The sequence below is a fragment of the Nostoc sp. genome (assembly GCF_036917195.1).
GTDB lineage: Bacteria > Cyanobacteriota > Cyanobacteriia > Cyanobacteriales > Nostocaceae > Nostoc.
On sequence record NZ_JBALDG010000034.1, the window covers coordinates 122,811 to 144,539 of the forward strand.

General features: G+C 41.6%; 17 protein-coding genes and 1 pseudogene. 13 read left to right on the forward strand and 5 right to left on the reverse strand.

The window, feature by feature from the left end:
* Positions 1 to 527: 527 nt before the first annotated feature.
* Positions 528 to 2,372: a ShlB/FhaC/HecB family hemolysin secretion/activation protein gene (locus V7K40_RS12415; RefSeq protein WP_334960001.1), complete on the reverse strand. Its 1,845-nt coding sequence runs from the start codon at positions 2,370 to 2,372 to the stop codon at positions 528 to 530.
* A 1,892-nt stretch (positions 2,373 to 4,264) separates the two neighbouring features.
* On the opposite strand from V7K40_RS12415, the gene lpdA reads away from it, so the two are divergent.
* From lpdA to V7K40_RS12435, 4 genes are all read left to right on the forward strand, one after another.
* On the forward strand, positions 4,265 to 5,695 hold the full coding sequence (lpdA, locus tag V7K40_RS12420) for a dihydrolipoyl dehydrogenase (RefSeq protein ID WP_334959910.1): 1,431 nt from the start codon (positions 4,265 to 4,267) through the stop codon (positions 5,693 to 5,695).
* 101 nt (positions 5,696 to 5,796) lie between these two features.
* Positions 5,797 to 6,687, forward strand: a complete 891-nt coding sequence (gene trpC, locus V7K40_RS12425; RefSeq protein ID WP_334959912.1) for an indole-3-glycerol phosphate synthase TrpC — start codon at positions 5,797 to 5,799, stop codon at positions 6,685 to 6,687.
* Between the two features lie 245 nt (positions 6,688 to 6,932).
* The gene (locus V7K40_RS12430) at positions 6,933 to 7,184 is read left to right on the forward strand and encodes a DUF5340 domain-containing protein (RefSeq protein ID WP_273769510.1); all 252 of its coding nucleotides are present in this window, start codon (positions 6,933 to 6,935) and stop codon (positions 7,182 to 7,184) included.
* A gap of 1,045 nt (positions 7,185 to 8,229) precedes the next feature.
* A complete protein-coding gene (locus V7K40_RS12435) occupies positions 8,230 to 8,910 on the forward strand; it encodes a carbonic anhydrase (protein ID WP_334959914.1) in 681 nt (226 codons plus the stop codon).
* A gap of 267 nt (positions 8,911 to 9,177) precedes the next feature.
* Here the strand turns inward: V7K40_RS12435 and V7K40_RS12440 are convergent, their stop codons facing one another.
* Together V7K40_RS12440 and V7K40_RS12445 are read right to left on the reverse strand one after the other, a co-directional pair.
* Positions 9,178 to 9,336, reverse strand: a complete 159-nt coding sequence (locus tag V7K40_RS12440) for a YqaE/Pmp3 family membrane protein (RefSeq protein ID WP_334959916.1) — start codon at positions 9,334 to 9,336, stop codon at positions 9,178 to 9,180.
* Positions 9,337 to 9,477: 141 nt separating this feature from the next.
* A complete protein-coding gene (locus V7K40_RS12445) occupies positions 9,478 to 9,825 on the reverse strand; it encodes a translation initiation factor (RefSeq protein ID WP_273768123.1) in 348 nt (115 codons plus the stop codon).
* A 229-nt stretch (positions 9,826 to 10,054) separates the two neighbouring features.
* Here V7K40_RS12445 and trpB point away from each other — a divergent pair, with 229 nt between their 5' ends.
* From trpB to V7K40_RS12465, 4 genes are all read left to right on the forward strand, one after another.
* A complete protein-coding gene (gene trpB, locus V7K40_RS12450; protein WP_334959918.1) occupies positions 10,055 to 11,290 on the forward strand; it encodes a tryptophan synthase subunit beta in 1,236 nt (411 codons plus the stop codon).
* A 674-nt stretch (positions 11,291 to 11,964) separates the two neighbouring features.
* Positions 11,965 to 12,492 (forward strand): CAP domain-containing protein, encoded by a 528-nt coding sequence (locus V7K40_RS12455; protein WP_334959920.1) that lies wholly within the window; start codon positions 11,965 to 11,967, stop codon positions 12,490 to 12,492.
* 335 nt (positions 12,493 to 12,827) lie between these two features.
* Positions 12,828 to 13,376 (forward strand): CAP domain-containing protein, encoded by a 549-nt coding sequence (locus V7K40_RS12460; RefSeq protein ID WP_334959922.1) that lies wholly within the window; start codon positions 12,828 to 12,830, stop codon positions 13,374 to 13,376.
* Between the two features lie 89 nt (positions 13,377 to 13,465).
* Positions 13,466 to 14,095, forward strand: a complete 630-nt coding sequence (locus V7K40_RS12465; RefSeq protein WP_334959924.1) for a ribonuclease H-like domain-containing protein — start codon at positions 13,466 to 13,468, stop codon at positions 14,093 to 14,095.
* Positions 14,096 to 14,751: 656 nt separating this feature from the next.
* Here V7K40_RS12465 and V7K40_RS12470 read toward each other — a convergent pair.
* Positions 14,752 to 15,198, reverse strand: a pseudogene (locus V7K40_RS12470) (rhodanese-like domain-containing protein); the annotation flags it as partial.
* A 1,095-nt stretch (positions 15,199 to 16,293) separates the two neighbouring features.
* Between V7K40_RS12470 and V7K40_RS12475 the strand changes: the two are divergent.
* Entirely contained in the window at positions 16,294 to 17,013 is a 720-nt protein-coding gene (locus V7K40_RS12475; protein WP_334960003.1) for a response regulator transcription factor, read from the forward strand.
* 148 nt (positions 17,014 to 17,161) lie between these two features.
* Positions 17,162 to 17,686, forward strand: coding sequence for a protein rep (locus V7K40_RS12480; protein ID WP_334959926.1), 525 nt, complete (start codon positions 17,162 to 17,164; stop codon positions 17,684 to 17,686).
* 280 nt (positions 17,687 to 17,966) lie between these two features.
* Here V7K40_RS12480 and pdxA read toward each other — a convergent pair whose 3' ends face one another.
* Entirely contained in the window at positions 17,967 to 19,058 is a 1,092-nt protein-coding gene (pdxA, locus tag V7K40_RS12485) for a 4-hydroxythreonine-4-phosphate dehydrogenase PdxA (RefSeq protein WP_334959928.1), read from the reverse strand.
* Between the two features lie 206 nt (positions 19,059 to 19,264).
* On the opposite strand from pdxA, the gene V7K40_RS12490 reads away from it, so the two are divergent.
* From V7K40_RS12490 to V7K40_RS12500, 3 genes are all read left to right on the forward strand, one after another.
* Positions 19,265 to 19,369 (forward strand): PetM family cytochrome b6-f complex subunit 7, encoded by a 105-nt coding sequence (locus tag V7K40_RS12490; RefSeq protein ID WP_298921292.1) that lies wholly within the window; start codon positions 19,265 to 19,267, stop codon positions 19,367 to 19,369.
* Between the two features lie 246 nt (positions 19,370 to 19,615).
* Complete coding sequence (locus V7K40_RS12495) at positions 19,616 to 20,614, forward strand: SDR family oxidoreductase (protein ID WP_334959931.1); 999 nt, start codon at positions 19,616 to 19,618, stop codon at positions 20,612 to 20,614.
* Positions 20,615 to 20,744: 130 nt separating this feature from the next.
* The gene (locus tag V7K40_RS12500) at positions 20,745 to 21,662 is read left to right on the forward strand and encodes an NAD(+) kinase (protein WP_334959933.1); all 918 of its coding nucleotides are present in this window, start codon (positions 20,745 to 20,747) and stop codon (positions 21,660 to 21,662) included.
* Positions 21,663 to 21,729 lie beyond the last annotated feature (67 nt).

The window sequence follows — 21,729 nt, forward strand, 5'->3', positions numbered from 1 at the left end:
TTCATAGCAAGGTTTATCAGGACTAAAGTCCTTACCCAACGGGAAAGTTAGTCGCTCATCAGGGAAACCCCTAGACGCTCTCTATCAGACTAGAGGCGAACGCAGACTCGCTCTAAGCGAACGCGAACAGCGTCTCTAAAAGTTGCTATGCCGTTGGCGAACAAGAGGCGTGTCACAGACAAGCCCAAGGGACGCGAACAGCGTCTCCCCTTCTTACATTGCCAGAGGCTAGCGCCTGCCGTAGGATACCCAAACGCAAGAGCGTCTCCTGTCTTGAGAAGGGCTGTAGGGAAAAGACCGCGCTAACTCACTACAAACTTTAATTTATTTAGGCCTAGCTATTTAGTACTGCTTCACGGAATTTTGTGAAATAGATAAGAGCAAGGCAGGAATTAAATTAATTGGACGCATCCCACTGGGTAAAAAATATTTGACAATTGGAAATCGCACGTTAGTTGGTTCAATGGTGTCAACCTTAATTGGCGCAGCCTCTGGTAGCGAAAGGAAGCAGAATGAACCCCTAAATTTTAAAAAGGATTATAGAGTAAACTGAAATACAAACCGTTATCTTGTAATGTTCTATCATTTGAGTCAACAGATACTAAAGGAATGCCCCAGTCAAGACGAACGGTGAAGCGATCGCCCTGTGACCAACGCAACCCCAGACCAACAGCAGCTAGAGTATTATGGTCGGGATTCTCTCTACCAGAACTATTCCAACCAACACCAAAATCTATAAACGGCACAACCTGTAATGTGCTATTTATCTGGGGTAAGCGCAGAATCGGTACTTGAACTTCAGCAGAAACAAAAGTGCCATTATCTGTCAGTAGGTAATCTTGACGGTAGCCTCGAATACTATCCTGCCCACCTAAGCCAAATTGCTCTAAAGGCAAAAGTGCTCTGGATGCAAGTTGCGTATTTAAACGAAGTAACAGTAAGGTTTCAGGAGCTAAAAGGCGTACCCACTGCGCTTGCCCTTGCCAAGCAAAAAAACGGCTATCGGGAGCATTTTGGTTAATTGTGGCATTCAACACATCTATACCCAAGCTAAATTGCGAGCGGAGAGCGATGACTTCACGGCTATTACGACTCGTCCATTCTTGAAAAAATCGCAACGCAGATACCTTGGTGCGTCCCTGTTCATCCGCTCCAGGCGAAAGTACAGAACCGGGAAGCCCCTCTCTCTGTAGCAAGGACGAAATATCACTTTCCCGTCGGGACGCCGTTAATCCAAGGACGAATTCTTGTGTGGGAGTTTGAACTATTGGCTGGCGGAATGTCAGCTCGTAATAGGGAGAAGTTGATTCGATATCTAAAAAGTCGAAAGGAGGTTCAATGACATGACTCGATGTAGTGCCATAGTTGAAGGTAAGCGTTCCGTTGCGGGGATTGAGAGGCAATGTGTAACTAGCGTCAAAGGAGTTGCTACCATCGGTATTAGTGTATCCTAAACTCAGACCATCTCCGAATCCGAGTAAGTTGGCTTCATTCAATCGTAATCCGCGGCGAAAACTGCCAACGCTAGGTGATCGCCCATTATCAAGAACTATTTGGCTACTAAGGGTTTTTGCCTCGCTGATCTTCACTTCTAACAGACTCGTACCAGCCCGCGATCCTGTCGAGAGTTCAGCAGACACCTTTTGAATCAAAGGATTAAGTTGCAAAAGTTGCAGTGCTTCTAGTAAACGCTGGCGATTAAGAGGCGGTGATGTCGCTATTGCTAGTCGGCTGCGGACATAATTCGGATTCAACCGCCGAGTCCCAGTTACCTGGATGTCTTCTAATTTACCTTCGACCACCTGAATTTTGACAATATGGGATTTGAGTGCTTCTAATTTACCTCCAACCACCTGAATTTTTAGAACACGGGATTGGAGTGTTTGGGGTGGAATATACGCTCCAGAAGTAATGTAACCATTGTTGACGTATAAATCAGTGATTTTAGAACTAGCTTGAAACAGTTGAGCCAGTGAGATCGGTCGTTTGGTAAATTCAGCAGTGGCGAGGGCCAACTCTTGAGGACTGAAGACTGTGCTACCAACAACTTCAAACCGGTCAACAACAATAGTTTGAGGAAACTTGCCAGGAAATGGTTCTTCAGGTATGGGAGTTGGGGCAGAGGGGGGAAATAGTTCTGCTGGTGGGGGGAGTGGCTGTGGCAGTTCGGGTGAGGGAAGTGGCGAAGGTGGGGGTGGTTGGACATCCTGTGGTGGTGGAATTCTTTGTGAAAGGATGAAATTACTAGTTGGTAATTGTGTAGTATCAACAGCGTGGGCTTTTAGTGGACTAGAAAATATGCTGCTGAGTAATACAAGCATACTCAGCGGTAAGCAGGACACTATAAAATTCTGAGGATATTTATCAATCATCACACTGGACTATTTTTTGTTAGGAATTATGAGATTATACGGGTACTGCTTCAGAGGATGTCTGAAAAGTGCACCAAAGGTATAATTTGTCATTCTGAGCGTAACAAAGTGGAGCAAAGAATCGCAATTTACCGTGGGTTGATGAGATACTTCACTAGGCGATCGCTTCCAGCATGACATTTTTAACTTCTCAGACATCCTCTCAGATGTGAATTTTACTTCATGTTTTGCCGCTAAAGTTGATATCTTAGGCAAATCTCAATTTCAAAGCTAAATCATCTGGTTATTGCAGACTTAAAAACATTGATGGTGTTCAAACTGCATAAGCAAGCAGATATGTTGGAATTATCTGTTGCTGTAAGAGAAATAGACCTAGTACAGCACGGCGTGTAAATCCACCTACTATCTCAATAGACCTCTTGCAAAAGTCAAAAAATCAGGAAGTCATTCTGAGCAAAACGCAGTCAAGAGAAGAATCCCACTACTCTGTTTCGCTTCGCTCAACATGACAATTTAAATTTATGCAAGAGGTCTAATTAACAAGACTTGGGGCAAAATCCCCTTGTTAAAGGTAGATAAACTGACGCCACAATGTACTAAAGTATTTAAATGAATCAGGGTTTTGTGTAAGTAGGTAGGCACAATTAAACAAAACTACATAAACTTATGTAAAGCACTAGAAACGCATTCAATATAGGCTTTTAAGAAATTTACATTTCTTAATTTAGTTGTATTTTTTAACGTCCACCTATTTATGGCGCGATCCAAGTTACACTTATTACTTCAGAAGGTAAACAAAAAGATTTAGAGCAAAGAAAGTGGTGTAATGGCAGATTAAGCATTATCGAGTTTATTCATCCTCTAATCCATTTTGAATATGGTTTAGGCTTACAAACAATAATTTTCACTCCATACCTTTTTGCTTAAGGATGCCCATGAATTTATGTTTACGAACATGGGTTTGTATCAAGTTTTCCTGATAGCTTAACCACTCAGCTTTCTTCCCAGATTCCAAGTAGGCATTACCTGCCTTTTTCAACCATTCAAGCGCGTAATAGTATTCGGCTTTACCTGCATCCATAATCTTTTGGCACGGCTACGAGCATTAGCAATCACCCAACCAGGATTGTGAGGGATAGCAGCATCCATGCTCGGTGAATCAACTCTGAATAATCAATACCTTTGCCAATATAAGAGGATACAAAAATTTTGGCAAAATCTGGCAAAATCCCCATATATAAGCGTTTACCTTATAAGGTTGCTGAGACTGTCAAAACCTTTATACTGCGGGAAATACGTAAGAAAACCCTTCTAGGAAACCTTAAAGGAATTTTTAGAACTTATTGTTTTTGCCAAATCTTAGAGAACAACGAGTTAATATTCAAAGCGTCATCAACTCACCCTCGTAAATTGGCAGAGGTATTGAATAATAAGAACTAATATCATGTCCAGTTAATTAGTTATAGTTCCCACAGTCATTGCACCCCACACCCCAGATACTCCACTTGGGGAGACTCCTAGTCAGCGCTGGCTTCACTATGTCACCTTGAAGGGCTACTCCTAACTCCTAACTCCCCACTCCTTAATCCCCAGTTCCTTTGGAGTATAAAAAAAATAAGTATCTAGATTTGACTATAATTACTGAAAACATCCATCTTTTCGCCAGAAGTGAGTGAATCATAATTTAAGTTAGCAACACCCAAACGTTAAATCAGTAAAAAGTTATCAGGCGGATGGTAGGGGATCTAAATCAGTTACCAGTTCCCAATGTTCACTGATAACTGTGTGCTGGGGGCTTAAACCCAGCAACAAAACTGATAACTAACTGTTGGGGTTGCGCTGATTGTCGGTCAAGTTGAGAATAAATAGGCGAAGCACACAGGGAAACTAACGTGAGTCAAGAATTTGATTACGATTTAGTAATTATAGGCGCTGGTGTAGGTGGACATGGCGCAGCCTTACACGCCGTAAGTTGTGGTCTGAAAACAGCGATTATTGAAGCTGCTGATATGGGAGGAACCTGTGTTAATCGGGGCTGTATCCCTTCTAAAGCGCTGCTGGCTGCATCTGGACGTGTGCGGGAGTTACGCAATGCCCACCACCTCAAGTCGCTGGGAATTCAAATTGGTAGCGTGGAATTTGATCGCCAAGCGATCGCTAATCATGCTAATAATCTGGTATCAAAAATTCAAGGCGACTTAACCAACAGTCTCAAACGTCTAAAAGTCGATATTATCAGGGGTTGGGGAAAAATCGCTGGGGCGCAAAAAGTCTCTATTACCGGAGACGGTGGCGAAAAAACGATCACGGCCAAAGACATCATCCTTTCGCCTGGTTCAATTCCTTTTGTGCCTCCAGGGATTGAAGTAGACGGCAAAACTGTCTTTACCAGCGACCAAGGCGTTAAGTTGGAGTCGCTACCAGACTGGGTGGCGATTATTGGTAGTGGTTACATCGGCTTGGAATTTTCTGACATTTACTCAGCTTTAGGTTGTGAAATCACCTTGATTGAAGCCCTAGATCAGCTAATGCCAGGATTTGACCGCGACATTGCCAAACTTGCTGAACGGGTGCTGATTACTCCCCGCGATATTGAAAGCAAAGTAGGGATATACGCCAAAAAAGTCATCCCAGGTTCACCTGTGGTGATTGAGTTAGCAGATTTCAAAACCAAAGAAGATGTAGATGTCATCGAAGTAGACGCTTGCTTAGTGGCTACAGGACGCATCCCGGCGACACAAAATCTTGGTTTAGAGTCTGTGGGTGTGGAACTTGATCGGCGGAATTTTATTCCAGTTGACGATCGCATGGCAGTGCTATCAGCCGGTGAAGTAGTGCCGCATTTGTGGTCAATTGGCGACGCAAACGGGAAGATTATGTTGGCACATGCGGCTTCTGCTCAAGGCATCATCGCGGTGGAAAATATAATTGGGAGGGAAAGAATAGTAGACTATCGCAGCATCCCCGCAGCGGCATTTACCCACCCAGAAATCAGCTATGTGGGCTTAACAGAAACCGCAGCTAAGGAGTTAGGACAAACCGAAGGGTTTGAAATCGCCACAACTAAGAGTTACTTCAAAGGAAATTCCAAAGCATTGGCTGAAAATGAAGCCGATGGTGTTGCCAAGGTGATATATCGCAAAGACACAGGAGAAGTCTTGGGCGTCCACATTTTCGGACTGCACGCCTCAGACATAATTCACGAAGCGTCAGCCGCGATCGCTAACCGTCAATCTGTCCAAAGTCTCGCACATCTAGTTCACGCTCACCCGTCACTTTCGGAAGTGCTGGACGAAGCTTATAAACGAGCGATCGCTATTTAAAAGTTAGGAGTGAGAAGTTAGGAGTAAGGATGTTAATAACTTATAACTCATAACTCCTAACTCATAACTCCTAACTCATAACTCCTAACTCAGCACTAATTATGCAAATCCGTCGCCGTTCCCCTAACCCAGCTATTAATGTATCCATATTACGTTATCAGGCTGTCATGCCTGATGCAGCGCCAAACAACATATTGGAGGAAATTGTCTGGCAGAAAGAAGTAGAATATGACCAAATGCGGGAAAAGGTTCCTTTGCAGGAATTGCAGAAGCAGGTACTTAGTGCGCCGCCAACCCGTGATTTTGTCGCCGCCTTGCGCCAAGGTAAGACTAAGCCAGCATTGATTGCAGAAGTTAAAAAAGCTTCACCCAGCAAAGGCGTTTTCCGAGAAGATTTTGACCCAGTAGCGATCGCTCTTTCTTATCAGCAAGCCAAAGCAAGTTGTCTTTCTGTGCTAACAGATGTCAAGTTTTTTCAAGGTAGTTTTGAGAACTTAGCCAAGATTCGGGCTGCGGTAGATTTGCCCTTATTGTGCAAAGAGTTTATCATTTATGCTTACCAGATATACTTAGCGCGGGTTCACGGTGCAGATGCTATTTTGTTGATTGCAGCTATCCTGAGCGATCAAGATTTGAAATACTTTCTCAAAATTGCTAACAACCTGAAAATGGCAGCCTTAATTGAAGTTCATAGTTTGGCAGAACTTGACCGTGTGTTAGCCTTAGATGGGGTATCCTTAGTAGGAATAAATAATCGTAATTTGGAAGATTTCTCTGTTGACTTGCAAACTACTTGCCAACTTTTAGCTGCAAGGGGTAGCCAATTGCAGGAGAAAAACATCCTTGTTGTCAGCGAGTCAGGACTACACAACCCAGATGATTTGAATTTGGTGCTTACAGCAGGTGCATCAGCTGTACTCATTGGAGAATCATTGGTAAAACAACCAGATCCCGGTGCTGCGATCGCCCATATGTTGCCGAAGAATTTTTGAAAAAAACACCTCCCCTGCACCCTTAGTGCAGGGCAACTAACCACACAGAACTGTTAGGCAATTGGGCACACTATGCGTAGATACGCAGCACTTTGCCATCAAATATCATCATATCTTTACCAAATCTTCATTGCTAATCAAATCAAAACCATAAGCAAGTAGTTATTTATTATGTAACAATCCATTTACAAGAGAGAAATTTTTACTAATACAAAATCCCAAATATGAAATCCAAATTTAACTTCATGGAGCAAATTCCTCTACCTTCACCTATTCACTACGAACTTATACTCCAACTTTTAGAAAGACAAACCATGTTAGCGGTAAATGATAATCCAGATTTACGGCATCAGGTGAATCAGCTAATTATTACTCTCCGCAAAGCGGCCGTTCAACAAAAACGACTAGAAGAAATTTGCGAATTTTCCTCTGTTACTGTTGATCACCGTTGGTCGATCAACCATCATAACGGTAGCAAAGTTGTTGTCCCCGATTGAAGCTGATAACTTAATATTTCAACCTCAAATTTGGCATCTTTGTTAAATTAGTTTACCACCATCAGAAAGTGTAATACAAATGTGTGCTTCCTTATCTTAGATTTTAATTCCGGATGAGGGAGCATCTATAAACGTCTATAAACAGCTGCAAAGATATCTTGGTAAGGACTGCGGCGATGCGTTCAAAATCAGAGTGTCCTTGGCTAAGATAACCGGATTGTGATCGCGCCAGTTGACTTAGGGGAGCCAGTGCGTTGTAGAGGTTTCCGACGCTCGTAAGCGTTGCGTTAGCGACATAAGAGCGTCTCAATACAGTTCAGTTAAGCATTTCTTCCTTCTCTTCCTTTGCATTCTTCTCTACGAGACGCTGCACGTTGGCGTTGGCGGAGCCTCTGGTAGAGAAGGCGGTTCGTTAAAAAAATTGACTTTGATAAAGAGTTAAGCCTTAAGTGAACTGTATTGAGGAGCGTCTGACTCGCTCTATGCGAACGCAAGAGCGTCTCTAATGCCATGCCTTTGGCGTTTGCGGAGCGTGTCGCAGACAAGCCTCTCGAACGCGAGTGCGTCTCTCTTTGGGAGAAGAGAAGGCTTTACACTGCGCTAGGGAGATCCAAAAAATAAAAGCAAGCGCCGTTTCAAGGATATTGTTGCGAAAACGACTAGATTTTGGCGCTTTCGCCCGGAGGGCAAAAGCTAGGCTTATAGCATTTTATTACTTGTAAGTGCCCTATCCGTTGTAGCAACTGGCGTTGCGTTATCGCGTAGCGCAACGCACTATCAACAATTCAAGATGCCTTAGCCTACGGCGTAACGCACCCTACTGAGAATTTATATTTATTCATATACATTGAATTTTTATAGCCGACATACATAGTTTTTTGCTTAACGATTAAGTTAGCTTTTTATAATTTATACAATAATTAATGCTGTATAAAAAAATGTAATCTTCACAATAATTTTAGCTCTGAAAAAGTTCATATTGATTTATAAAAAACTGTAGATCAGCTAAAATATTTATAATATTCTCTCTCGAATTGGACGAAAGATGAAATATAACAGCATTGATGAACTATTGAGAAATAATCAGGCTTGGGTTGCCGAGAAACTGGCTCTAGACCCAACTTACTTTCAAGAATTATCTAACGGACAAACACCACCTTTTCTATACATCGGGTGTTCTGATAGTCGTCTGGCATTAACAAGATTTACCGGTACAGAACCAGGAGAGTTATTTGTACATCGTAATATTGCCAATCAAGTTTCTCTAACGGACATTAACTTTTTAGCCGTTTTAGAATACGCTATTTTACATCTTGGGGTGGAACATATTATCGTTTGTGGTCACTACGATTGCGGAGGAATTAAGACGGCTTTAGAAGGGAGAACCATCGGAATTCTTGATAACTGGGTAAATCCGATTCGAGAACTATATTTACAGAAACAAGAAGAAATTGATGCCTTGCCAACAAGAGAAGAACGTCTGAATCGTTTGGCGGAAATCAATGTTGTGGCGCAAGTAAAAAATATTTACCAAACTCCCATCATGCGTCAGGTACTCTATGAGCGAAAAGCGCCTATGGTTCATGGCTGGGTACTAGATATAAGCAGTGGGTTGATCAAAGATTTGAACGTCTTAACTAAGCAATGGCAATTGCACACTTGCCCCTTGCTTCTAGAGTTTAGACTCTACGCCATGTTAAAAAATGATAGTAAATTCGGTATTTAGCGCCACAACAAATTATACTTTGGAGACATGATTGGTCATGTCTTTAGAGTTTTTATTTTAAGTAAAAAAATAGTTACTTTTTCGCTACAGTCTTGTAATACCTCCGGCAAACTTTTGAAGAAGAATGCAGAGTGTACAATTCAGAATGCTCTTTTTTAAATTCTTGTTCAAAACTTTGCAGATATCCAATTTTTAAGCCTTTTTGTTGAGGCAATTTATGAATTGCCTCTGTCAAGGTTGGTACACCCAACCTTCACTTAGAAAGAATTATTTCTTCAAAATTATCCACACTGCATGAATAATCCCAGGAATGTAACCAAAAAGCGTCAAAATTATATTAATCCAAAAGTCTACACCGAAACCTACTTGCAAAAAAACACCCAAAGGCGGTAAGAAAATGGCACACAGAAGACGAACTAAATCCATTTGAACCTCCTATTAATCTCACAAAAGACAGCTTGTTGGTGAAGTGATTCACCACTGCTCAAGTATATTTCTACCTCTCAAAGATAACATTGCCCCTCTCAATCTAGGTCACAGTTGAGATCCGGTAAAGCGCACTTAAGATTAGCCACCACTGATTTTGGCCTTGTAACCTAGTTTGGTTAAAATCTCGACAATTTTCTGCTTGTGTTCGCCCTGAATTTCAATTTCGTTATCTTTAATTGTCCCACCTGTGCCACACTGGGTTTTCAACTGCTTCACCAAATCTGCCAAGGTTTCTGGTTTGGCTTGAAAACCGCTAATCACCGTGACAGTTTTGCCTTTGCGTCCTTTGCGGGAAGCTTGTACTTTGAGATTTTGTTGTTGTGAGGGCAGTTCTGGAATTGGTCTTTCTGTGGCGGCGGAGTTGTCGTTGCCAAATTCGCGGTAGACAAAGCTTTTGTCAGAAGATTTGGGATTGGAAGAAGACATAAAATGAATCTTTAAGAAAAATTTCAAAGGCAGTGGAAACTTCTACGCAACCATTCTGCTCGGATATCAATTTCTAGGCTAACATCACAAATCCATTGCGAGGGATTTAAAGAAATTGGGCATTGGGCATTGAGTATCAACGAAGAATTTAGTCCTTAATCACCATTTTCCATATATGCCTCAGACTTTTCTATAATAATAAAGTCATTCCCGTCATCAAAATCAGCTTGTGACTACCACTCCCCTATCTCCAAGTTCAACTGCTCAGGTTCCCGATACGCTAGGCCGCTTTGGACGCTTTGGCGGTAAGTATGTACCTGAAACGCTCATGCCTGCCCTTGCTGAATTAGAAACAGCTTATCAGCAATACCGCAATGATCCTGGTTTTCAAGCAGAACTACAGCAGTTGTTACGGGACTATGTAGGACGTGCCACACCATTATATTTCGCTGAACGCCTCACTGCTCATTATGCCCGACCCGATCGCACGGGACCACAAATTTTCTTAAAGCGCGAGGATTTAAATCATACTGGTGCTCACAAAATTAATAATGCTCTTGGTCAAGTATTGTTGGCAAAGCGCATGGGTAAGCAACGAATTATTGCCGAAACTGGTGCTGGACAACATGGAGTTGCTACGGCAACAGTTTGCGCTCGTTTTGGGCTGGAATGCATAATTTATATGGGCGTTCATGACATGGAACGCCAAGCTTTGAATGTGTTCAGAATGCGATTAATGGGGGCAGAAGTGCGTCCGGTGGAAGCGGGAACAGGAACGCTCAAGGATGCCACTTCTGAAGCAATCCGCGATTGGGTGACAAATGTGGAAACAACTCACTACATCCTGGGTTCGGTAGCAGGGCCCCATCCTTACCCGATGATGGTACGTGATTTCCATGCAGTAATTGGCCAAGAAACTCGCGCCCAAGCAATCGAAAAGTGGGGTGTATTGCCTGATATTCTCTTGGCTTGTGTCGGTGGTGGTTCCAATGCTATGGGACTATTCTATGAGTTTATTAATGAGTCTTCTATACGGTTTATTGGGATTGAGGCAGCCGGGGAAGGTGTCAATACTCAAAAACACGCAGCAACCTTGACAAAAGGACGAGTTGGTGTATTACACGGAGCAATGAGCTATCTTCTGCAAGATGAGGATGGGCAAATCATTGAGGCACACTCAATTAGTGCAGGTTTAGATTATCCCGGTGTAGGTCCAGAACATAGCTATTTGAAGGATACTAATCGTGCCGAATATTATAGTGTGACGGATGCAGAGGCTTTGGCGGCATTCCAGCGATTGTCAAAATTGGAAGGGATTATCCCGGCATTGGAAACAGCCCATGCGATCGCCTACCTCGAAACTCTATGTCCCCAACTAACCGACAGTCCCCGCATTGTGATTAACTGTTCTGGACGCGGCGATAAGGATGTACATACAGTAGCTAAGTTCTTAAATCATGCGTAAATGCTCTCTACGAGATGTGCAAGGGACGCGGACTCGCTCTAAGCGTCCCTTGTGCGTCTCTAAGAGTTGCTATGCCTTGGCGACGCGAACAGCGTGTCGCAGATTAGAAACTCTCAACCAAAGCTAGTCGCCCAGAAGTTTTAGTAAAAAAATTTATGCCATTTACAGCAGTTTGCAAGTAAGTGAGGTACAAAAGGCAGGACTCAAAATCAGATATAAAGAGTTTTTACCTCCTGCCTCCAAACCCGTAGCTTTGTACTTCATGCAAAAGAAAACTGCTGTATATCTCATACTTCACAATTAATCAGTATTAATACTTAGTAAATTTATCTCATTGTATTCAAAAATAGTTCATAATAATTTGTTTTGCTAAGTATTGCTACTGTTAATTATTGGGAATTTTTGATTGTTGTTTAACCATTATTAGCCAGATATTGGAAATATTCGTGTATTACAAAATGAAGTGCAAAAAGGGGTTTATCTAAAAATAATCATACTAATGGTAGATGGCAATTTTTTATAAATATAAAAAAGTTTTCGTAAAATCGTGGATTTAAACGTTTGCTGGTAGTTTTTGAACATAAAACCCCATAAACAGAGGTATATAGACCGATAACCAATTTGTCACATTGACACTAACTTGGTTAGATTGTCTGCAACTTTAGTTGCAGCAAATGATTAAAACAACAATTTACGGACTTACTTTAAGCACCATTATTCTCAATAGTGGAGCGATCGCTACTCAGGTAACAAATCCAACTTTTACAGCAAAAAGTTTATATGTATCAAGTGATACTTTTAAGATTGCAGCATCTAAAATAGACACTGCTACTTTAGAACAGTCGGTTTTCAACCAAATTAATAACTACAGAGCTTCCCAAAAGCTACCAGCGCTGACTCGTAATTCTGCCATCGAGAATCAAGCCAGGATTCATAGTCAGAACATGGCTAATGGTACAGTTGCCTTTGGACATACGGGATTTTCAGAACGTGTTAAAGCAATCGGTATTCCTTACAGAGGAGCTGGTGAAAATGTCGCTTACAACCAGGGATATAGTGATCCTGCCACAATCGCTGTTCAAGGCTGGCTCAAAAGTCCAGGGCATCTAGCTAATATCAAAGGTAATTATGATAAGACGGGGATTGGTGTCGCTAGCAACAGTAGAGGCGCAATCTACTTCACACAAATTTTCCTTCGCTGATAGATTTGGTAAAATTTAGGTTTGTGTTTCGTCAAATTCCCCAGACTTCAGCCTGCTAGCAGGCTGAAGAATGTAGTTTCAATGACATTTGTCTATTGAAGACTAGATTATTTTTTTAGTAATTGATGAAAATTCTTAAATTATCAGTAAAAATAACCGTGATTTCATGAAGCTTATTTATTGAAGTATTGACAATTGGAAATGATTGTTTATACATCCTGTACAACGATGTAGCCAGTTTGCCGAAATTCATCAATCCTTAATAGAATCATGGTATATATTGTTGGAACAATAGGGTAGAGTAGAAGTCATCTCTACACATTACGCAATTCTCCATGTTCCGACAAACTGCTTTTGGCATCGCTTTAAGTGCGCTTGTCCTTGCTAGTGGATTAACGACTGTTCCGAAACCAAATTATTCTTCTACAAATACATCCACCCGTAATAAGCTGTTGTCGCTTTTTTCCAGTCAGGTTGCAATATCGACTCCTACTTTTAAAACTACAGAGCTAGAAAAATCAGTTTTTGACCAAATTAATCGATATCGGGCTTCTAAAGGACTGCCAAAGTTGACCATAAATGCAAATATCACTCGACAAGCAAGAATTCATAGTCAAAATATGGCTAAAGGTAAAACTCCATTTAGCCATCAGGGATTTGAACGGCGAGTCAAAGCTATCCCTATTCGCTACAACAGTGCGGCGGAAAATGTTGCTTTCAATCGGGGATATAGCAACCCTGTAGACGAAGCTGTTACTGGTTGGATCAACAGTCCCGGACATCTAAAGAATCTTAAAGGAAATTATAACCTGACTGGAATTGGCGTTGCTACTAATAATCAAGGCGAAGTTTACCTTACACAAATGTTTTTCCGCACTAGGTAGATTTAATTTCTGATTTTTTTGCACAATAATAATGTAGTGTCTGACAATACTTTTATTTGCTGGACACTGCAATTATTTTTGAACAATTCATGACATTACAAGATTTTCAGGTGAGCAATCGCGACCTCAGTGACGCAGCCCTTGAACAGTATTTAGAATCTACAGCGATCGCAGTTGATACAGAAACGATGGGATTATTGCCGCAACGCGATCGCTTGTGTCTTGTCCAGTTGTGCAATCTAGAAGGAAAAGTGACTGCAATTCGCATAGCTAAAGGACAAGCTGATGCTCCAAACTTAAAAAAACTCTTGGAAGCGGCAAATGTTGTAAAAGTGTTTCACTTTGCTCGCTTTGACCTTGCCACTTTACGAGCCAATCTGGGGATTCAGGTTCAGCCTGTTTTTTGCACCAAAATTGCTAGTAAGTTAGCCCGTACTTACACAAATCGCCACGGACTTAAAGATGTGGTGCAAGAGTTAGAAAAAGTGGAACTGGATAAAAGCTCTCAAAGTTCTGATTGGGGTAACGCTGCCAGTTTATCTCAAGCTCAACTGAGTTACGCTGCCAATGATGTACGCTACTTACTTAGTGTGCAGCATAAGTTAACAGAAATGCTCAAACGAGAAGAACGTTGGGAAATTGCTCAAGAATGTTTTGAATTTCTACCAACAATTGTTTCTTTAGATTTGTTGCAATTCAAGGATTTGTTTGAACACTGAATCAAACAGTATAACCTCTTGCAAAAGTTATATTTCTGGAGTACAAGCCTCTGGAGGCAGAATATTTTGTTTCCTGACTCTTCAATTTATCACATGCCTTTTCTTATAGTCAACGACAAGGGCGAAGGGCAACTTGTTCTCCTGCACGCTATTACGTAGCTTGCTTCCTCGTAGGGGTACGGGGAATGGCAAAAGCTGCGGCTCAGAGTTCTCTGTGAATTCTGACTTATTTCCTCACGAGAAATTGAGATTTTGCAAGAAGTCTATTACTGATTTGCTAAGTTATTTTATGCATAAGAGCCAATATTAGAATCATCTGAACCTGTAGGAGTTCTAGATTCGCTAATGTCTTACTTCACGTCATCGGTTTTCTCTTGAATGTCTTGCTTCACGTCACTGGCTTTCTCTTGAATGCCTTCCTTGACGTCACCGGCTTTCTGTTGAACGTCTTGCTTTACGTCACTGGCTTTCTCTTGAATGCCTTCCTTGACGTCACTGGCTTTCTCCTTAGCGTCACTGGCTTTCTCTTGAATGCCTTCTTTTAGGTTACTGGCTCCCTCTTGAATGCTTTCCTTTAAATTACTGGCTCCCTCTTGAATGCCTTCTTTTAGGTTACTTGCTCCCCTTTTAATGGCTTCTGTCGGGCTAGTACCTCCCTTTTGCAGATTCTCTTGGTGATTTTTTAGCCGATCTACCACATTGTACTCATCTGCACCTGGGGGAGTTGTTGATTCGACAATGCCTTCTGTTGGGCCACCGATCTCCTTCCACGCAGCAAGACCACCTTTGAGTTGAGAGACATGTTCAAATCCATTAGAACGCAGTTGTTGTGCGGCTTGAGCAGTTTCTTCTTCATTAGCTCCGTAAACGTAAATATCCCGGCTCTTAGCCAAAGAAGCTATTGCCCGCTCTACTAATTCATCTACTGGCATCGGCATCGCTCCCATAATGTGACCTTCGTTAAAGGTGTTGCGATCGCGCACATCCAGTATTGTAAAAGCTGGTTCGCCCCATTCTAGACGAGTCTTCAAGACATGAGCTTCAGATTGTGCTTCTATTGGTGGCTGTGGGGGAATGATGCCGCCTGCTAAATTGTTGGTCATAATTATTCCTTACTGACGATATTAATAGCAATTTAATGGACTAAGCATATTTAATTGCTCTTTCTCTAGGATGAATATTTTCAAACTATCTCCTCAGATAGAGTGGTAATTTCAATAATTTATACCAATTAATCAATTGTCAATCAAGCCATTTAAGACTATGTATGACAAGACAATGTTTTATATTAAGTTAATTAAATATATTTAAATTTTATGTTGATGATATTGAATAATACAGCCAAATTTAAATTTATTTAAATCTCCTATAATCTCTATATAACTGAAAAAATCTTAGTTTAAAATTAAAAATATCCAATCATTACTATAGTATTTTTGGACTTTTTCAATATCTGCGATCGCTAACAATAATATCTCTTCAATCTCGTGCCCCACTGTTGCACTGACCAACATCATGCTCAGAACTAAGTTCTGGGCTAATAGCTTGGACTAAAATTTTCCCTTTTACATCAATACCTTCGCCAGATTAAGAGCTTACAAAAATTTTGGCAAAACTGGCAAAATCACCCTTAGCTTGCCGCCAGTCCAAGACTTGTCATAGTTTCATGCTGAAACTTGTAGTATACTATATGCTTAAGAGGGTAGCTACATGTAAATGCACGCTGAGTAAATTATCGTAGACCCTCTTCAAGAAGGCATACCTGTTGCTTAGAGTACATTTGGGGAAATAGGAGTTTAGAATCTAGGTTGGCTTCTAGCTTTGTTTGTGAGCCTTTGTAGATACCTAATTAATCAGGTAGTGCGTTACTGTTCCAAAGTTGTAGCAATTGCTGTGGCGTTTGTTATTTCTCTCAACTATTTGCGGTTATGAAGATGGTCTTCAATTACACTCATTTTCACTATAAAAGTTTGATATTATACAATATAAATTAAAAATTTTACAAAAATCATCCAATAATTATATATTCTATAAGCATTACATGATTGAAGTTTTCATATTTACGGAAAACTAATTGTACGCAAGTACTACAGTAGCGATAGTACTCAGCATAGACGCGCGTGAACACATTTTCAACAGAAACACCTCAAGCAAAACTGGCACAACAGCAAATCGCCCAATCCACAATAGGCAGCATTATGGTTATGGTTTCTGAGACTACTCCCAAAATTCTGATCGTTGATGACGACTTCGGTGTCCGAAATCTCGTGTATCGTTTTTTAAGTCGGAAATATCAAATAGAGTCGGCAGCAGATGGTAAGACTGCGTTATCGTTGTTTGAGCAATTCAATCCAACTTTAGTAATTCTGGATTGGAATTTGCCGGATGTTAATGGTTATAGCCTCTGCCAAGAAATGCAGAGTCGTACTAATGTTTTAGTGCTGATACTGACTAGTAGGACTGACGAGGCTGATAAAATTAAAATCTTGAGCGCAGGTGCTGATGATTTCATGACTAAACCGTTTAGTCTTGCAGAAGTTGAAGTTAGAGTAGAAGCTCTATTGAGGCGGATACGCTACATCAACCCCTCCCCAACACAACGTATTCTCTTCAAGCAGCTAGCAATTAACCCAGAGGGTCGGGAGGTAACACTTAACGATAAACCTCTCGCTTTAACAGCGCTGGAATTTAATATTTTACATTTTTTGGCAAGTCATCCTAATCAGGCTTGGAGTCGTCCACAGCTAATCCAAAAAATCTGGGGTTGCGATTACATAGGAGATGGCCGAGTGGTTGATGTACATATTGGTCAGCTTCGTAAGAAGATGGAAGTCGATGCCAGCATACCGGAGTTTATTAAAACTGTGCGGGGCTATGGTTACAAGTTTGAAGCGCCCGACGAAAATACTGATTCCTAATCTTTCTGATTTCGGGAGTACTTCATAATAATGAACGACTCAGATAAGTCAGCATTCGTCTTATTGCTTACTTAAATACTTTTACTGAGGCTTGACCGGATAACTTGCGTTAATTTGGGACATTGATACAAACTGATTTAGTAATTTCGTGTCTGCTCAAGCCTCAGACAGTAACTTTATTGCTTTTAATATATCGTCTCAAGATAAGTTCCAACAAAATCCAAATATACAGAGCTTAACCGAAGTTTCGCCTATAGGTAAAATTTGGGACAAGCACAGAGCCAATACTGATAAACTCTTGCATTATTACGCCAAAGCAGACGAACATTATTTTCAGCAGTATGCTTGGCGGATGAGAATTTGTTCCGAGTTGCTGAAGTTTCAATTAGTGCCAGAGGAATCAGAAGGCATTCTTAAGTTAAAGCTATTAGATGCCCGATTCTGTAGGGTTCGTCATTGTCCGGTTTGTCAGTGGCGACGTTCGCTCATGTGGAAAGCAAGAGCTTACAAAATTCTCCCACAGGTTGTCACTGATTACCCCAAGCACCGTTGGCTGTTTATTACTTTGACTGTAAAGAATTGTCAAATTAAAGAACTCAAGGAAAACTTGGATTCGATAAATAAAGCTTTTAAGCGATTCACTGAATTGAAAGCATGGCCTGTCAAAGGTTAGGTAAAGTCCACAGAAGTAACTAAAGGTAGAGATGGAGTCTCAGCACACCCGCATTTACATATTTTGGCAATGGTGCCAGTTTCATAAATGCTTCCGTCGTCTAAGCTAATGGTTGCAAAGCCTTTAAGTTTCCGCCACCGTCCTGAACCATAAGTTTTACGCAAGCGTTCTAGTTCACGAATGGAGTTACCAACAGCAATTATTTCAATATTGGTGAGTCTCCAATAATTTCAAAATTCAAGTAAGCATTACTCCTAGTAAATATTGCAACAAATAACTTTTAACCACAACCCACCGCCAATCTTCGACTAACCAACTCAGCCGCTAAATGTATTGCTGCTTTCATACTCGTAGTATCCGCAATTCCCTTACCCGCAATATCAAACGCTGTTCCGTGGTCTGGTGAAGTCCGAACGAAAGGAAGACCAATAGAAGTATTAACTGCCCGATCAAACGCCATCAGCTTCACAGGAATTAAGCCTTGGTCGTGGTAAAGTGCCAAGTAGGCATCAGCTGGATTTTGTACTAAAGAATTTCCATACCAAGCTTGACCAGGTTTAACCCACATCGTATCTGGCGGTATCGGCCCATCTAGCTGTAATTGTGGTCGTTTTTGCCGCTCTTGGTCTAACCAGGGAATTAACCAATCTTGTTCTTCATGTCCAAGTTGTCCCTGTTCGCCACTGTGGGGATTCAAACCCGCGATCGCAATTCTTCCTTTATCTATGCCAAAATCTTTCTCCAAACATTCCACTAGCAAATCCAGTTTTTGTGTCAACAACTGCGGTGTCAATGTCTCAGCTACTTGACGTAAAGGAATATGTGTGGTAGCTAGTATTGCGCGGAGTGTCCAATTCGTATGGGGCGATCGCGCTACAAATAACATCCCAAAACGGTCAACACCTGATTTTTGTGCCAAGAGTTCCGTTTGCCCTGGATAATTATACCCTGCGGCTTTCCAAGCAGATTTAGCGATGGGCCCTGTGACAATACCATCAAATTTACCAGCGAGTGTTTGAGCGATCGCATATTCCATATAGGCAAAACTAGCCGCACCACTTGCTGCATTACCTGTTCCTGGGATGATTTCACTTTTATTTTCCCGATCAAACTGCACATCACTGACTAACAACTCGTCTGGATTTGCCAAAGCTGCTAAATTCTCAGTTAAATTCAGTTTGTGATAAGTCTGTGCCAGCAAATCCCGGTTACCCACCACTGTTACGTCATATTTTTGACTAATTTCCGGATCTGCTAAAGCTTTCAAAATCACCTCCGGCCCAATCCCCGCTGGATCTCCTAGCGTCAGCACCAAACGCGGACGATTCTCTTTGCAAAAATTTACTAAATTATCTGGATTATTTTGATACATAAAATCTCTTCATAATTATTATCATCAATTTTTTCCAATCTCCCCATCTCCCTCTCTCCCAACAGTAGGGATTGCCCCCTAAACCAGTAGGGATTACCTGCTAAACTAGTTTAAAATTATTTACACAGGTCTAATCCTACAGCAACTATGAAAAGCTTCTGGTAGACCTAGTTTACACACTACTTTGCATAAGGAGAATCACACCAATGGGCGGCGAAATTTTGGATGGAGCTCTATTGTCTTTCAGTTTAATCTTCGTGGGCTGGGGCTTAGGCGCGTTGTTACTGAAAATTCAAGGCACAGAAGAATAATCCCTACGGTAATCGGCTATTGAAAGGGAAGAGGTTTTCCTCTGCCTTGGAAAGTTCTGTTCGCCTCAAGCTGGCGTTCATACTTTTCGCTAACTGGGAAAAAAGCTTGTCCGTTTACCGGACAGCCATTTTCCCATAAGTTCTTCCAAATAAATTGATTTTCTGAGAAAAGATGTAAACTTTTGTTTGCATAGGTTATTCTGATAACATTCTTTTCATAAAACATTAAAATTTATTACAACCCTCATGACATTATTAATTGTCGGTGCCACTGGCACCTTAGGAAGACAAGTGGCTCGTCGTGCAATCGATGAGGGATATAAAGTACGCTGTCTTGTTCGGAGCAGTAAAAAAGCAGCTTTTCTCAAAGAATGGGGTGCAGAACTCGTACCGGGAAATTTGCGTTACCCCGAAAGTCTAGCAGAAGCATTGTCAGGTGTAACCCAAGTTATTGATGCGTCAACATCTCGCCCTACAGATTCACTGAGCATCAAACAAGTAGATTGGGACGGCAAAGTAGCATTGATTCAAGCTGCAAAAGCAGCGAGTGTAGAGCGTTTTATCTTCTTTTCGATTTTAGATGCTGATAAATACCCAGAAGTGCCGTTAATGGAAATTAAGCGGTGTACAGAACTCTTCCTGGCTGAGTCTGGCTTGAATTACACCATCTTGCGGCTAGCTGGGTTTATGCAAGGATTAATCAGTCAGTATGGGATTCCCATTTTGGAAGCACAGCCAGTTTGGGTGACTGGTAATTCTTCTCCTATCGCCTATATGGACACTCAGGACATTGCTAAGTTTGCTATTCGAGCATTGAGTGTGCCCGAAACGGAAAACCAAGCTTTTCCTGTAGTCGGTACTCGTGCATGGAGTGCAGAGGAAATCATCAACCTGTGCGAACGCTTATCTGGTAAAGATGCCAGGGTAACGCGGATGCCAATAAACTTGCTGCGTACTGTGCGGGGCTTAATGCGGTTCTTTCAGTGGGGATGGAACGTAGCAGATAGGCTAGCGTTTACAGAAGTGTTGGCTAGTGGTAAAGAGTTAAATGCTCCAATGGATGAAGTATACACAGTTTTTGGTTTAGATCAGCAACAAACCACAACCCTAGAAAGCTATCTACAAGAGTACTTCAGCCGAATTATGAAGAAGCTCAAGGAGTTAGACTACGAGAAAAATAAAACCAAAAAGCAGAAATCTAAAAAAACTCCTTTTAAACAGTCTTCAAAAGTCAATAGTCAATAGTGATTACAAAACAGACATTAGTCGTAAAACTCTAGACTCTAGATATTTGACTCTAGATTAATGACTACATGGTCAAAAATGTGTAAGGATTACATAATACAGAGCATCGCCTAAACTTGGATATTTGAGTGTGCCGAAAGCAGGCATTATCTACAATGACGTTAAACCGATAGCGGGTCGTGTCGCTATCGAGTTGAAAGACAAGCTAACCGCAGCCGGTTGGAATGTATGTATCACATCGAGTATCGGTGGCATACTGGGCTACTCTAACCCAGATAGTCCTGTATGCCACACCCCCATTGACGGTCTGACACCCCCTGGTTTTGACTCAGATATGGAGTTTGCAGTGGTGTTAGGAGGAGACGGCACTGTTTTAGCAGCGTCTCGTCAGGTAGCCCCCTGTGGTATCCCACTACTAACAGTGAATACCGGCCACATGGGATTTTTGACGGAAACCTTCCTGAATCAATTGCCCCAAGCACTAGAACAGTTGATGGCGGGTGAGTATGAAATTGAAGAACGAGCCATGCTCACCGTCAAAGTGTTTCGCGGAGATTCAGTGCTATGGGAAGCACTCTGCTTGAATGAAATGGTGCTGCATCGGGAACCTTTGACCTCTATGTGCCATTTTGAAATTGCTATAGGGCGTCATGCCCCAGTAGATATTGCGGCGGATGGTGTGATTGTTTCTACACCTACTGGTTCTACAGCATACTCATTGAGTGCTGGTGGCCCAGTGGTGACTCCTGGCGTACCTGCTTTACAGCTAGTACCCATTTGTCCCCATTCCCTAGCTTCTAGAGCATTGGTATTTCCAGATACTGAATCTGTTAACATCTATCCAGTCAATATTGCTCGACTGGTGATGGTGGTGGATGGTAATGGCGGGTGCTATGTACTACCAGAAGATAGAGTATATATGGAGCGATCGCAATATAGTGCCAGATTTATTCGCCTGCAACCGCCTGAGTTTTTCCGAATTTTGCGAGAAAAATTAGGTTGGGGTTTGCCACATATTGCAAAACCAACTTCGGTAGAATTGCCTTAGTTATTGGGCATTGGGCATTGTTAAACAAGTAAGGGAGCAAACAGAAAATTCTTCCCCTCTGTTCCTC